The sequence below is a fragment of the Aquimarina aquimarini genome (genome assembly GCF_900299535.1).
Classification (GTDB): domain Bacteria; phylum Bacteroidota; class Bacteroidia; order Flavobacteriales; family Flavobacteriaceae; genus Aquimarina; species Aquimarina aquimarini.
Window position 1 is genome coordinate 50144 of record NZ_OMKE01000049.1, and the last position, 14733, is coordinate 64876.

Sequence of the window (14733 nt, forward strand, 5' to 3'; positions counted from 1 at the left end):
CCGACTACTGCTCATTAAACAAGTTTAATTTTTTTACCCAAGATGTTTTTTTATTTAATAGAAAAATATCTAAAAACAATAATAATAACCCTGCTCCTAAAAACCATTGAAATTGATCTTTAAAACCTGTTATTTGTTTTGCTTCAAATTCTTTCTTATCCATATTTCGTAATACTGTGGTTACCTTTTCTACTACCTCTTTTGTATCTCTACCATCAATATACATTCCATTTCCTTCATTGGCAATTTCCTGTAAAATTGTCGGGTTTAGTTTTGTAATCACGGTAGCTCCCTGACTATCTTTCTTATAACTTTGCACAACCCCATTTCGTTTTATAGGGATAGGAGCTCCTTTTGGTGAACCTACTCCAATAGTAAAAATCTTAATTCCTTCTTTAGAAGCTTCTTCTGCAATCAATTTCACATTTCCTCCATGATCTTCTCCATCACTTATAATAAACAACACTCTATTGGTTTGTTCTGCATCATTATAATAGGTCTTTGCTAGTTCTATAGCTTCATGAATCGCAGTTCCCTGAGAAGACAACATATCTGTATTCATAGATTGCAAAAACATCTTCCCCGAAGCATAATCAGTAGTGATTGGTAACTGTGGATAAGCACTACCAGCATATGCTATGATACCAATACGATCACTTGCCATATTATTAATGATCTGAGTAACCAGTTGTTTAGACTTTTCTAATCTATTGGGTGCAATATCTTCTGCTATCATACTTTTAGACACATCTATAGCAAAAACTACATCAACGCCTTCTCTTTTTACCGTTTCTAGTTTTGTTCCCATTTTAGGGTTTACCAAAGCTATGATCAAACACACCAAAGCCAGGCTTATTATTACAATTTTCAAAACAGATTTAAAAGTTGATTGATCTGGGCTTAATTTTTTAAGCAATACCAAATCCGCAAACTTCTTCTGAGTTCTTTTTTTCCATATCAAAACTCCCAAAAACAAAAGGATCAGTAACGGAATACTCAATAACAACCAGAAATATATTTTTTCTTCGAGTAAATACATATTTTAAACTATACTTCTATATCTAAATTTATAGATTCTTATTAAAGCGAAAAAAACGACAAAAAATTATATAAAGCTTTTAAACACAGTATATCTTAACAAAAATTCAATAAAAATCAATAGTCCTGCCAATAATACAAGTGATCTAAATTTTTCTTCGTAATTATAAAATTTAAATTCTTCGATATCTGTCTTTTCTAATTTATCTATTTCTTGATAAATTTGTTCTAATTTTTTATTGTCTGTTGCTCTAAAATACTTACCATTAGTAGCCTTGGCGATTTCTTTCAACAACTTCTCATCAATTTTAACTCGTGTTCTACTATACTTAAGAGCTCCATTAGGTAATCTTGCTACTGGACTCAAAGCCATTCCATTTGTACCAATACCAATTGTATAGGTTTTGATACCATACTCTACAGCTAATTCTGAAGCAATCTTTGGGTCTATAAAACCACTATTATTAGAACCATCTGTAAGTAAAATAATTACTTTGCTTTTTGCTTTACTATCTTTAAGACGATTTACAGAAGTAGCCAGCCCCATTCCTATCGCTGTTCCTGCTTCTATAATCTCACCATATCTAATATTTTTTAATGCTGTTGCTGCAATTGACTTATCACTAGTGATTGGTGTTTTTGTATAGCTTTCTCCTGCATAAACCACCAAACCAATACGATCGTTTATTCTATCTTTGATAAATTCTGCTGCTACTTCTTTTAAAGCCTCTAATCTATTTGGTTTTAAATCTTTTGACAACATACTAGCAGATACATCTATCGCCATTACGATATCAATTCCTTTGGTAGAATCTGTTTTTGTTGATACATCAACCGTTCTTGGTCTTGCCAGTGCAATAATAAGTAATGCTAAAGCGATTAATCGTATTACGAATAATAGTGGCTTAAATTTTACAAGGTTACTTGCCGATGTTTTAAAACCTTGGATACTAGAAATCTTAAGAGAAGCTTGTTGTTTATTTTGTTTCCAAACATACCATGCTATAGCCAATGGTAACAGAAATAATAACCAAAAGAAATGAGGGTTCTCGAATATAAAATTTTCAAACATCGTTATTCAGCATTTTTAAGTTCTACAGAATTAATAACACGTTCTGCTATGGATTTTGCATAACGATCTTCTTTATTATAGGTAACAAGAATTTGCTGTAACCCATTGTTTTCTGCAAAATATAACATTTGATATTCGCATTTTTTGTTTTTATTAGTCAAAGTATCTTTGATTTTATATTCACCAAACACTTTTACTCCACTTGCCCCTCCTAGTGTTTCATATTCTTCATTTTTTATGGTAATATTTCTAGCTCCTTCTGCTTCAAAAGATCCTACTGCACTTTCTACAATCTCTCCTATTTCTATTTTTATGTCTTGATTTTCACGACCATCAACACGCATTGTACTTACACCAGCATAAAAATCTTCTGTCAATCCGCCATATATAAAAGTTGAATTACCTTTAAGAATATGGTTTTGTCTATCTGTTAATTTATATTTATTACGAATTAAGACTTTTGGAGTAGAAATAGTAACAGGTGGTGATCCATAGGCGCTATTTACCCAATCACTTTCTGCAAGTTCTTTTACTGGATGATTGAATACAGTATCTACAACTTCATGATATCCTTTTACAAGCACAATAACAACTATAGCAATTACAAGTATTGACACCACTCCTAAACTACCAAATAGAATTTGTTTTTTACGTCTTTTATTAGCCACAGATTTTCTGTACTCTTCATCTGCCAATAACTCTTCTTCTGTTGGTTCTGGAATCGCGTTTTTTGTTTTATTAATTACTTGCTCTATTACATTGCGATCTGCTTTTGCTGTTATGACATCAGGTTTTGATTTGGCAAATTTAGCCATATCAGCCGTTTTTAATACCTTTTTTAAATCTTCTATAGTTGATTTATCCAAATCAAGAACTCCTGATTTTATTTCTTCGTCTAATCGCTCAATCAACTCATCAGTCGTACTCTCCATTGCATGATCATACACCTCTTCATCAATATATTTACGTGCGGTATCACTTAATTGTGAATAATACTCCTTATGTGAATCTTTTTCTAACAATTTAGATTCATCTATTTCCTTAAGTGTTAATATTGCTCGTTCATAAGGAGGTAATTGTTCTTCTTTCTGTGCAATACGTTTCTTCTTTCTCAAAACAAAAAAGATAATTATTCCTAATAGGAATAACCCTGCGACTACCCATAAAATCCAACTTTTTGAACTAGTAGGAAACGTTGCCTCTACATCTATCAACGGCTTAATCTCATATAATTTCTGTTTGGTAGTGTCTACTAATACATCATGCACCTCTACCTTCAAAGAATCTGTAAAAAACACCTGCTCCCCAATAATTACTTTTTGTCTGGGGATCGTATAATGTCCTGAATCAAAATGCGTTAAAGCATATTCTTTGGTAAGATGAAGTTTTTTACCATTTTTTGAAGTATCGATTTTTTGAGATTCAATAACCTCTAAAGGAGCGAAGGCCGATCCTTCAGGAAAAACTACGATTTGAGTAGTGTCTACTTCAACCTTCATTTTATACCTGATCTCTTCTCCTATTTTTATTGTAGTAGAATCGATTGTTGCAGAAACTTGGGCAGAAACCCCTGATCCACAAAAGACCAAGAACATCACCCAGATCAAATTCTTAAGAATTTCTGGCTGTATACTTCTCTTTTCTTGTCGTAACTCGTAATTCGTCATTCTTAAAATATCCTTATCCTCTTCTTTTAAAATAACCTAATAACTTCTTTACATAACTCTCATCAACCCTGCTGCTCAAAAAACCTGCTCCACTTCTTTTAAAACTATCTCTAAAATAATCTACTCTTTCTTGATAGTACTTACTATAATTTATTCGTGTGTTTTTTGATGCAGTATTTACTAATAAAAGCTCTCCTGTTTCTTCATCCTCCATTTGTACCATTCCCAAATTAGGAATCTCCTCTTCTCTTCTATCATAAACTCTAATTCCTGTAACATCGTGTTTTCCTCCAGTAATTTTTAAAGTATGCTGGTAATCATCTGCAACAAAATCAGACAACACAAACACTATTGCTTTCTTTTTCATTACATTAGACAAGAATTTCAAGGCTTGAGTAATATTGGTTTTTTTACTTTTAGGCTCAAATTCTAACAATTCTCTTATAATTCGAAGTACATGAGATCTTCCTTTTTTTGGAGGAATAAATAGTTCTATTGAGTCAGTGAATAAAATCAAACCAATCTTATCATTATTCTGAGTAGCAGAAAAAGCTAAAGTTGCAGCAATCTCTGTAATAATCCCTTTCTTGAATTGTTCTTGAGTACCAAAAAATTGTGAACCCGAAACATCTACCATAAGCATCATGGTAAGTTCTCGTTCTTCTTCAAACACTTTTATGTAAGGCTCATTGTAACGAGCTGTAACATTCCAATCTATATTACGAACATCATCGCCAAATTGGTACTGTCGCACTTCACTAAAAGTCATCCCTCTACCTTTGAAAGTAGAATGGTACTCTCCTCCAAAAACATGGTCGCTTAAACGACGAGTTTTGATCTCGATTTTTCTAACTTTTTTTAATAACTCCTTAGTATCCATAATTTTGCTTTGGGTTTCTTCACTTTGTGAACATTTTTAGCTTTAGGTCTTAAATTCCTAAAACGAAAAGAACTTCAACCAATTTATTATTATGGCACTTCAATTTCATTTACTATCTTATTGATAATATCTTCAGAAGTTATGTTTTCTGCCTCGGCTTCATAAGTAATTCCTATTCTATGCCTAAGCACATCATGAATTATTGCACGTACATCTTCTGGAATTACATACCCTCTTCGTTTAATAAATGCATAACATTTTGCTGCTGTTGCCATATTAATACTACCACGAGGGGATGCTCCAAAATTGATTAATGGTTTTAGTTCTTCTAGACCATATTTTTCAGGATACCGAGTAGCAAAAATAATATCAAGAATATATTTCTCTATCTTTTCATCCATGTACACCTCTCTCACTGCGCTCTGCGCTCTAAGAATTTGTTCTAAAGAAACAACTGGGTTTACTTTCTCAAAAGCCCCTTTTAGGTTAGCACGAACAATCAATTGCTCTTCTGCCAGTTTTGGATAATCAATAACTGTCTTTAGCATAAAACGGTCTACCTGAGCCTCTGGCAAAGGATAGGTTCCTTCTTGTTCTACTGGATTTTGTGTTGCCATTACTAGAAAAGGTTTGTCCAATATAAATGTTTCATCCCCAATAGTAACTTGTTTTTCCTGCATTGCTTCTAGTAAAGCACTTTGCACTTTTGCAGGAGCACGGTTTATCTCATCTGCCAAAACAAAATTTGCAAAAATAGGCCCTTTCTTGATCGAAAAATCATTCTCTTTCATATTAAAAATAAGAGTTCCAACCACATCTGCTGGTAGTAAATCAGGGGTAAACTGTATTCTACTAAAACTACCATAAACAGCCTTTGACAATGTGTTAATTGCCAATGTTTTTGCTAATCCAGGAACTCCTTCTAACAGAATATGACCTTGACCTAATAATCCTATAAGTAAACGTTCAACCATATGTTTCTGGCCTACAATTACTTTATTCATTTCTAAAGTAAGTAAATCTACAAATGCAGACTCTTTTTCTATCTTCTGGTTGATTGAAGCAATATCAATAGAACTGTTCTCTTCCATCTATTTTTATTTTTTTAAAGGCGTGAATTTAATACTACTAATCCAGCATTGCAAATTGTCGAAATATTTTTCATTCTCTTGTTAATTCTTGGTTAAATGTACTTTCAAATATTCATGTCAGATACAAAATTTGAAGTATCTTTAAACCACTTTTACAAAAAAACAGGCATACTGATTTTCATCATTTTTTTATGATGAGTATACAAAAAGACGTATCTCTAGTAAAGGTGTTGCATTTTTTTACAACAATTAAAGAAGTATTGTTTTCTAATCTAATTACATACTTTTTCTTTTCAATTACTTTACAGTATTTGAAAAAATCAAGGCTATAGTGTATCCATAGAAAACATTATGTGATTTATTGTTAAAATTAAAAACATATACCATATAAAACACAATAACATAATTATGAAGACAGCATTAGTAACAGGAGCTACAAGTGGAATCGGAAAATCTACAGCGATAGCATTGGCAAAGAATAACATTAACCTTATTCTTTGTGGGCGTCGACAAAATCGATTAACTGATTTACAAAAAGAACTTGGTAAAACTGTGTCGGTACATACACTTTGTTTTGATGTGAGAGACAAAGATGATGTTTTCTCTGCAATAGAAAACCTCCCTACAGAATTTGAGGAAATTGATATCTTGATCAACAATGCAGGAAATGCACACGGACTTAGCACTATTCAAGATGGAAATCTTGATGATTGGGACGCTATGATGGATATTAATGTAAAAGGGCTCTTATACGTTTCTAAAGCTATTATCCCAAAAATGATCAAACAACAATCTGGCCATATCATAAATATTGGTTCTATTGCAGGAAAAGAGGTTTATCCAAATGGCAATGTTTATTGCGCTAGCAAACATGCCGTAGATGCAATAAACAAAGGAATGCGAATAGACCTTAATCAACATGGTATTAGAGTTGGAGCTATTCACCCTGGATTAGTAGAAACAGAGTTTAGCAATGTACGGTTCAAAGGCGATGACCAAAAAGCCGATAATGTATATAAAGGATATACTCCTCTTACTCCAGAAGATATAGCAGACATTATTACCTTTGTAGTTACCAGACCATATCATGTGAACATTGCTGATCTTATCGTATTTCCTACAGCACAAGCAAGTAGCACAATAGTAACCAAAAAAATATAATAATTCTTTATTCTTATCACATTGCAGACCCAATAAAAATAGCTAAGTTTATGTTGGAGAAAAACTTAAACTATTATTCATAAAAAAGGAATGATTAATAAACGCCTTCTCATTAAAAATTTACTGGCACATAATGACGAAAATAGTTTTTATGATAAGAAGCGTAAACTTAATATTGGCGAAAAAGAAGGCAAGGCCAAACTCCTGAAACACATTTGTGCCCTTGCCAATTCTAATCCAAAAAACAACTCTTATATTGTAATTGGTGTTGAAGATGAAGACAATAGAATACCTGGGGTAGATTTTTTTGATGATAGCAAAATCCAGAATCTGGTCAATGCTTATTTAGATAACCCTCCTAATGTATCTTATGAGAACATCCCGTTTCCTCATCTCCCCTCAGATAAAGTTGTTGGATTGGTAACAATTCGTCCTCGTGGAGGTAAACTTTGCTCTCTTCGCAAAAATATATGGAAGTATTATGGTGGTAGTGTCTTTTTTAGAGATGGCAGTATCAGTATGCCTAAAGTTTTTGATATCGAGATCAAAGATATTAACTCAGAAATAGTAAATGCTATAGAGAGTCATGCACAAAATAATATAGAACTTACACTTGATGGAGTTTTTGATTTCATGAACTCAAGAACTGATTACAATCCTACATATCGGGTTTTCAAGGAGTATTTTGTAGTTTGTTGGGCAGGAAAAGAAAAAAGACAAAATGGAGAAACCTATTATTCTAGAGTTGATATTGAATTAATTAATGAACAGGTTAAATTATTTTATTCAGAACTAGATGAAGTAAGCATATCATTAACCAATGATCAGTTTAAAATCGTAGAATACGTACAATTAGGATTACAAGATAACTTTGCGTATTATCCTTTAGAAGAAGTAACCATTACTTTTAAGGATAATGCAAGTTATGACATCGAAAATAAACTTCTATTTGAGCCTCCTCAATTTGATCGCAAAACATTACATCATCTGTACAATAGCAATAATAGCTTAATAGAAAAATTAAAAAACAATAGTTCATTATCTAAAAATGATGAGAAAGATATTATCAATCTTCCTGCTACATACCTAATATGTTATTTTAATGATTTTTATGAAGCAAAGGAGAGGCTAGAAGAAGCAAAACCGTATCTAAAAGCACATAATGATACTGCATATTCCCTTTACAAAGAAAGTATGCGAATCTTAAGAAAAGTTAGATACAATTAAACAATATATAACAATTATTAGTAATCAATAAATTAGCAAACTCATATTATGGGAAGAATTTTAGTCATTGGAGATATGCACGGCGCTTTGAATGCTCTACAGCAAATACTCAAAAGAGCAAAAGTTACCCAAGATGATACCTTACTATTTTTGGGAGATTATGTAGATGGCTGGAGTCATAGTGCTGAATTAGTTTCATTTTTAATACAACTCAACACTTCTCATAATTGCATATTCATAAAAGGAAATCATGATGATCTTTGCTACACTTGGTTAACCAAAAAAACATATAATCCTGATTGGATTGAACACGGTGGACAGGCAACAATAGACTCATATGCAAAACTATCTCAAGAAGACATTAATATTCATCTTGATTTTTATAAGAATCTTATTAATTACCATGTTGACACCCATAATCGACTGTTCCTTCATGCTGGGTTCACCAGTATTCATGGGCCACATCGAGAATATTTTGATGAATCTTTCTATTGGGATAGAACGCTATGGGAGACTGCTCTTGCAATTGATCCTACGCTCAAAAAAAACAATCCAAAATACCCGAAAAGACTGTTACTTTTTGACGAAATTTATATTGGCCATACGCCAGTAACAAGAATTAACCAAACTACTCCAGTACAAGCAAATTGTATATGGAATATAGATACAGGAGCTGCATTTAAAGGAGCGCTAACTATAATGGATATCAATACTAAAGAGTTTTGGCAAAGTGACCCTGTTTATCAATTATACCCCGATGAAAACGGAAGGAATTAAAAAAGAAAAAGGTAACAAAAAGGCACAACTATTGATATAATGTTGTAAATGACAAAAACCAAGAATCATGAAAACAACAATTAAATTTTTAACCTATAGTTTACTAGCATTTTCTTTGGTGTTTATAATTATCAAAGAAAAGGTTCATTTATGGAAAAAATAAACTCAAAATCAATCCAACTATTATAGAAACAGAACTACGCACACTCTCTTATAAAAAAGAACTTACTTATACCAGATAAGATATAAGTCACATCATTCATGACCTATTCACAATGAAAATGATGTAATACCAATTTGGTATAATTAACTCAAAAATATTTTTCTTCGACCAATCTATTTTGTAGTTTTAAAAACACAAATTTAAAATCAACTCATCAATGGGAATTTTTGACGAAATAAAAAAGAAGCTTAGCCATGAATTTATAGACATCATAGAGTGGTTAGACTATACAGATGACACTATCGTACATAGGTTTGAGCGATACCAAAATGAGATTAAAAACGAAGCAAAACTTATTGTAAGAGAAGGACAAACTGCAGTCTTTGTAAATGAAGGGCAACTAGCAGATGTTTTTACTGCAGGAACATATACATTAAACACACAAAATCTTCCTATCCTATCTACTTTAAAAGGATGGAAATATGGTTTCAACAGCCCTTTTAAAGCAGAAGTATATTTTGTAAACACCCATTTGTTTACAGATGAGAAATGGGGAACAAAAAACCCAATCACTCTAAACGATGATCGTTTTGGACTCGTAGAAGTGCGTGCTTTCGGAACCTATGCTTTTAAAATCAATGATGCAGGAAAATTTATTATAGACATTGTAGGAACTGATGCAAATTTCACCAATTTTGAAATCAACGAACATCTTAAAAGTCTGATTTCTACTCGTTTTACAGATACTATCGGCGAAGCTAATTTACCTATTGAACTTTATGCGGCGAATACTACAGAATTATCAGACACCTGTCTCGAGGTAATGCAACCTGAATTCAACTCTGTTGGAATCTCTCTTGAAAAATTCTTTATAGAGAATGTATCTATGCCAGAAGAGCTGAAAAAAGAAATTTTTGAATACAGCAGAATTGATAAACTAGATTTGGATAAATTAACCAAGTTTAAAACAGCCAAAGCTATTGAAGCAGCAGCAGCCAATGAAGGAGGAACTGCAGGTGCTGGAATGGGAATGGGAATGGGATTTGTTCTTGCACAGCAAATGGGTGGTATGATGAGCCCAATGGCAGGACAACAACAAGCACACACTCCTCAACAAGCAACTCCAGTAACCCCACCACCAATACCAGTGCAAGTGCAGTATTTTTATGCACATAATGGACAACAAGCAGGCCCAGTATCTTTTGAGCAATTAAAAGCATTATTTGCAAACAGAACTATTAATAAAGATGCTCTGATATGGAAACAAGGAATGAGTAATTGGACTGCTCTAAAAGATATAGAAGAATTAAAATCATTTCTTGGCGGAAACACACCTCCTCCTTTACCAAGTAACTAATTTATAGTGTTTAGAATAAAAAAACTCAGCTTATAGCTGAACACATCAAGATTTTGTAAAATATCAAAGAATATCTTTGACAAACTTATACAGTGTATAAACTAGTCGTTTTTACAAGACTTGCGATACGCACATGGAACAAAAAGAAAAAAAAGCAGTTTCAGAACATAAAAAATCCTGCACTAATTGTGGCGCAGAATTAAAATATAAACCTGGAACTAAACATATTACCTGCGAATATTGTGGTCATCATGAAGAATTCACACACGCTACTGATGGGTTTCAAGAATTAGAACTAAAACCTTATCTACAAGAAATGGGGTCTCAATCTCATTCTGAGAAAATCATGATGTTGCATTGTAAAAATTGTGGTGCAAATCAACATATTGAAGAAAACTATAAATCTTTGCATTGTGTTTATTGTACGATGCCCCTAATTATAGAAGATGCTTATAAGGAAGATTGGATTCTACCTGGAGCAATACTCCCTTTTCAATTTGATCAAAAAAAATCACATCAAATTTTTTCGAAATGGGTAAAAGGTTTATGGTTTGCTCCTAATAATCTCAAAAAAGCTACTCTAGACCCACAAAACACCAAAGGGCTATACTTACCATACTGGACTTTTGATGCCCAGCTATACGCCAATTACAGAGGAGAACGAGGAGACTATTACTATGTCAATGTACCCTATACAACAACCGTAAATGGGAAACAGGTTTCAAAAACCCGAAGAGAGCGCAGAACCAGATGGTCTTCTGCCAGCGGAAACATAAATGGTTTTGTCGATGATACCCTAATAAAAGCATCTCACCAAAACAAAAATCCTATTCCTAGAAAAATATCGAATTGGAATCTAAATTCACTAGAATCCTTCAATACTGGATTCTTAGCAGGTTTTGTTACCGAAAAATATACGATACCTCTTAAAGATGGCCACCTGTCTTCTACAAAAGAAGCAGAACGTATTGCTGATACGTGGGCTAGACAAGATATCGGGGGAGACACTCAAAGAGTACATCATATTGATATGAGTTTAAGTCAAGAAACTTTTAAACATATCCTTCTTCCTGTCTATATAAGTGCATATCGATTTAATGGCAAAAAGTATAATTTTTTTATCAATGGTCAAACAGGAGCAATTTCTGGAAACAGACCCTATTCTTTTTGGAAAATATTTTTCTTCGTACTATTTATAGCAGCAATTATCGGAGCAATAATATGGTTTTCAGAAAAATAACAGCTACCTATTAAAACACCTTAAGACAATCAAAAAAAACCTCGCTTTGTTATTTCAGTAACTTGCGAGGTCTTATACTAGTTGTATTTTATTTTTTGCTTAAACTAAAAATAATTCAATTCAGATCACGATTATTTTAATTAAGAATTAGTATAACGTTTTAATAGCTTACTTGTAGATGCATCATGCTTTTCAATCTTACCAGTGTCTATCTCAGAAAGTATTGTGGTTGCTAGTTGCTTACCCAGCTCTACACCCCATTGATCATAACTAAAGATGTTCCAAATAACTCCTTGAACAAAAATGCGTTGTTCATACATTGCCACCAATGCACCCAGACTTTTTGGAGTAAGTTTATCAATCAAAAGAGTTGTAGTAGGCTTATTTCCTTCAAAAACTTTGAATGGCATTAATTGCTTGAGTTTATCTTCAGACAAATCTTTACTTTTCAAGTCAACGAGTACTTCTTCTTCTGTCTTACCATTCATCAAGGCTTCTGTCTGTGCAAAGAAATTTGCCATTAATTTATCCTGATGGCTCTGATCTTGGAATAAAGAATGTTTAAATCCTATAAACTCTGCAGGAATCAATTTCGTTCCTTGATGAATTAATTGAAAAAATGCATGTTGCGCATTTGTTCCTGGTTCACCCCAGATAATTGTACCAGTTTGATAATCCACAGGGTTTCCATTACGGTCTATACTTTTTCCATTACTCTCCATAATACCTTGTTGTAAATACGCAGGTAATCTATGCAAATATTGAGAGTAAGGAATAATAGCTTCGCTCTCTGCCTCAAAGAAATTATTATACCAAACACTTATCAACCCAAGAATAACGGGTATATTCTCTTCAAAAGGAGTGTCCTTGAAATGTTTATCCATTTCGCAAGCTCCTTTTAGTAATGCTTCAAAATTTTCATACCCTACAGTCAAACTTATAGATAATCCAACGGCGCTCCATAATGAAAAACGACCACCTACCCAATCCCACAAAGGGAAAATATTTTCTTGAGCAATTCCAAAATTGGTAACATTGGCTATATTACTGGATACTGCTACAAAATGCTGACCAACCGCTTCTTTTGGTGCTTTTTTAACAAACCATTCTCTTGCTGTAGTTGCATTGGATAAGGTTTCTTGTGTAGAAAAGGTCTTAGAAACTACCACAAACAAAGTAGTTTCAGGGTTTAATTCTTTTAAGTTTTGATGTACATGATCTCCATCTACATTAGAGATAAAATGTGTAGTCAAGTGATTTTGATAATAAGCCAAAGATTCTGTAATCATAGCAGGCCCAAGATCAGATCCACCTATTCCTATGTTTACAATATCCGTAAACGCTTTGCCTGTATACCCCTTAAGGGTTCCAGAAATGACTTGATCACTAAACGTTTTTATCTTTTCTTTTACAGCTGTAATTTCTGGGATAATATTTTTACCATCAACAATAACCTCATGTGTTGATGGAGTTCTAAGTGCTGTATGTAAAACTGCTCTTTCTTCTGTTTTATTAATAACACTTCCTTCAAAATAACGCTGTATGGCTTCTTTAAGACCTGTTTGGTCTGCAAGATCCAACAACAATTTCTTTGTTGTATTATCTATTCGGTTTTTGGAGTAGTCAACATAAAAATCTTGCCAAGAAATAGAAAAAACATTTGCACGCTCAGAGTCTTGCTTAAAAAGATCCTTGAGATGAGTATGTTTTATCGTTTCATAATGTGACTTTAAGTCTTGCCAAGCTTTTGTGGTGGTAGGGTTTATAGTTGGTAGTGACATGGTTATAAAATTTCTTCTGTTTTTTTTGGTTTTTCTGGTTCAAACAATATACTGTCTAGCTGTGTTCTTAATGGTTTTATGTGATTATAAAAACCTGTTTTTAGGCTATCTGCTAATGGTTTTGATGCAGGAAGATCTTCTCTAAAAGGATCTACTTCTTTCCCGTTTTTCCAAAACCTATAACATACATGAGGGCCACTGGTATTACCTGTCATACCAATATACCCTATCACATCTCCTTGTTTTACAAATTGACCTACCTTTACAGCTTGTTTACTCATATGTAAATATTGCGTATCATAGGTTGCATTATGTCTTATCTTTACGTATTTACCATTCCCTCCTTTTCGTTCGGATTTGGTTACGATACCATCTGATGTTGCTAGAATAGGTGTGCCTACTGGTGCTGCAAAATCGGTTCCTCTATGTGGTCTAATTTTGTTACCATAATACTTGATTCTTCTTTTGAGATTATACCTAGAAGAAATTCTACTGAATTTTACAGGTGCTGTAAGAAATGCTCTTCGCAAATTATTAGCTTTCTCATCAAAGTAATCCATCGACTTATTAATAGAATCATCCATAAACCTAAATGCATAGATAGATTTTCCGCGATGTTCAAAATACGATGCTTTAATCTGGTCAACTCCAGCAGGAATTGAATCATCTATAAAACGTTCTGTATAAACCACCTTAAACCTGTCTCCCGCCTGTAGTCTGGTAAAATCTATTGTCCAAGCATAGATATCTGCCATATTATATGCTACCAGAAAATTAAGATCCATATCATCAAAGGTTTGCATCAGACTACTATTAATGGTTCCTGAAGCAACTTTTTCTACTAGTGTTACTGGTTTTTTACTTTTTCTAGCACTTATACTATCTCTTAAATCAATTACCGTATAATCTATCTTATTATTCTGATAAACAAAAACCTGCACTTTATCTGTCGTATCTTTAGATTTAAGAAGCGTATATGGTTTTCCTGCTTTTATTCTAGCCACATTAAATGTGTCTTTGATTGCATTGGTTATCTCAAAAACCTTGGCAGTACCTATACCGTGAGTATCCATAATTGCACCAAAACTATCTCCTGATCGTATCGTATCTCTTACTACATTAAAATCATTCAGAACATATCCAAACTCCCTAATAACAGGTGGTGCTTTTTCTTCTTGCACTAGCTCAGAAGCACCATTCATTATTTCTTTTTTTTCTTCTTTACATGAGAATAATACTACCATAATTAGTAGTAAGTAACCTATTTGTTTCAACTGAC

At 33.0% G+C, this 14733-nt stretch carries 12 protein-coding genes; 5 read left to right on the forward strand and 7 right to left on the reverse strand.

From position 1 onward, the window contains the following. Positions 1–4: 4 nt before the first annotated feature. The 5 genes from DG508_RS17880 to DG508_RS17900 all read right to left on the reverse strand — a co-directional run bounded on the left by DG508_RS17880 (position 5) and on the right by DG508_RS17900 (position 5748). Positions 5–1039, reverse strand: coding sequence for a VWA domain-containing protein (locus DG508_RS17880; RefSeq protein WP_108869452.1), 1035 nt, complete (start codon positions 1037–1039; stop codon positions 5–7). 66 nt (positions 1040–1105) lie between these two features. Next, positions 1106–2110 (reverse strand): VWA domain-containing protein, encoded by a 1005-nt coding sequence (locus tag DG508_RS17885; protein ID WP_108869453.1) that lies wholly within the window; start codon positions 2108–2110, stop codon positions 1106–1108. Between the two features lie 2 nt (positions 2111–2112). After that, positions 2113–3777, reverse strand: coding sequence for a BatD family protein (locus DG508_RS17890; RefSeq protein ID WP_108869454.1), 1665 nt, complete (start codon positions 3775–3777; stop codon positions 2113–2115). A gap of 13 nt (positions 3778–3790) precedes the next feature. After that, positions 3791–4657, reverse strand: a complete 867-nt coding sequence (locus DG508_RS17895; protein ID WP_108869455.1) for a DUF58 domain-containing protein — start codon at positions 4655–4657, stop codon at positions 3791–3793. Between the two features lie 89 nt (positions 4658–4746). Beyond that, positions 4747–5748, reverse strand: coding sequence for an AAA family ATPase (locus DG508_RS17900; RefSeq protein WP_108869456.1), 1002 nt, complete (start codon positions 5746–5748; stop codon positions 4747–4749). A 405-nt stretch (positions 5749–6153) separates the two neighbouring features. Here DG508_RS17900 and DG508_RS17905 point away from each other — a divergent pair, with 405 nt between their 5' ends. The 5 genes from DG508_RS17905 to DG508_RS17925 all read left to right on the forward strand — a co-directional run bounded on the left by DG508_RS17905 (position 6154) and on the right by DG508_RS17925 (position 11673). Next, complete coding sequence (locus DG508_RS17905; RefSeq protein ID WP_108869457.1) at positions 6154–6909, forward strand: SDR family NAD(P)-dependent oxidoreductase; 756 nt, start codon at positions 6154–6156, stop codon at positions 6907–6909. A 90-nt stretch (positions 6910–6999) separates the two neighbouring features. Further along, positions 7000–8136 carry an ATP-binding protein gene (locus DG508_RS17910; RefSeq protein WP_108869458.1) on the forward strand — a complete coding sequence of 379 codons (1137 nt, stop codon included), beginning with the start codon at positions 7000–7002 and terminating at the stop codon, positions 8134–8136. Positions 8137–8184: 48 nt separating this feature from the next. After that, the gene (locus DG508_RS17915; RefSeq protein ID WP_108869459.1) at positions 8185–8913 is read left to right on the forward strand and encodes a metallophosphoesterase; all 729 of its coding nucleotides are present in this window, start codon (positions 8185–8187) and stop codon (positions 8911–8913) included. 380 nt (positions 8914–9293) lie between these two features. Continuing rightward, positions 9294–10433 (forward strand): SPFH domain-containing protein, encoded by a 1140-nt coding sequence (locus tag DG508_RS17920; protein WP_108869460.1) that lies wholly within the window; start codon positions 9294–9296, stop codon positions 10431–10433. A 133-nt stretch (positions 10434–10566) separates the two neighbouring features. Beyond that, positions 10567–11673, forward strand: a complete 1107-nt coding sequence (locus DG508_RS17925; RefSeq protein WP_108869461.1) for a TFIIB-type zinc ribbon-containing protein — start codon at positions 10567–10569, stop codon at positions 11671–11673. Positions 11674–11813: 140 nt separating this feature from the next. On the opposite strand, the gene pgi is transcribed toward DG508_RS17925, so the two are convergent. Beyond that, on the reverse strand, positions 11814–13454 hold the full coding sequence (gene pgi, locus DG508_RS17930) for a glucose-6-phosphate isomerase (RefSeq protein ID WP_108869462.1): 1641 nt from the start codon (positions 13452–13454) through the stop codon (positions 11814–11816). Positions 13455–13456: 2 nt separating this feature from the next. Further along, positions 13457–14728 (reverse strand): peptidoglycan DD-metalloendopeptidase family protein, encoded by a 1272-nt coding sequence (locus tag DG508_RS17935; protein WP_234418258.1) that lies wholly within the window; start codon positions 14726–14728, stop codon positions 13457–13459. Positions 14729–14733 lie beyond the last annotated feature (5 nt).

Coding starts and splice junctions, on each gene's coding strand:
- DG508_RS17915 (WP_108869459.1), top strand. CDS start 8,185: ATGGGAAGAATTTTAGTCATTGGAGATATGCACGGCGCTTTGAATGCT.
- DG508_RS17925 (WP_108869461.1), top strand. CDS start 10,567: ATGGAACAAAAAGAAAAAAAAGCAGTTTCAGAACATAAAAAATCCTGC.
- DG508_RS17895 (WP_108869455.1), bottom strand. CDS start 4,657: ATGGATACTAAGGAGTTATTAAAAAAAGTTAGAAAAATCGAGATCAAA.
- DG508_RS17890 (WP_108869454.1), bottom strand. CDS start 3,777: ATGACGAATTACGAGTTACGACAAGAAAAGAGAAGTATACAGCCAGAA.
- DG508_RS17900 (WP_108869456.1), bottom strand. CDS start 5,748: ATGGAAGAGAACAGTTCTATTGATATTGCTTCAATCAACCAGAAGATA.
- DG508_RS17920 (WP_108869460.1), top strand. CDS start 9,294: ATGGGAATTTTTGACGAAATAAAAAAGAAGCTTAGCCATGAATTTATA.
- DG508_RS17910 (WP_108869458.1), top strand. CDS start 7,000: ATGATTAATAAACGCCTTCTCATTAAAAATTTACTGGCACATAATGAC.
- DG508_RS17885 (WP_108869453.1), bottom strand. CDS start 2,110: ATGTTTGAAAATTTTATATTCGAGAACCCTCATTTCTTTTGGTTATTA.
- pgi (WP_108869462.1), bottom strand. CDS start 13,454: ATGTCACTACCAACTATAAACCCTACCACCACAAAAGCTTGGCAAGAC.
- DG508_RS17880 (WP_108869452.1), bottom strand. CDS start 1,039: ATGTATTTACTCGAAGAAAAAATATATTTCTGGTTGTTATTGAGTATT.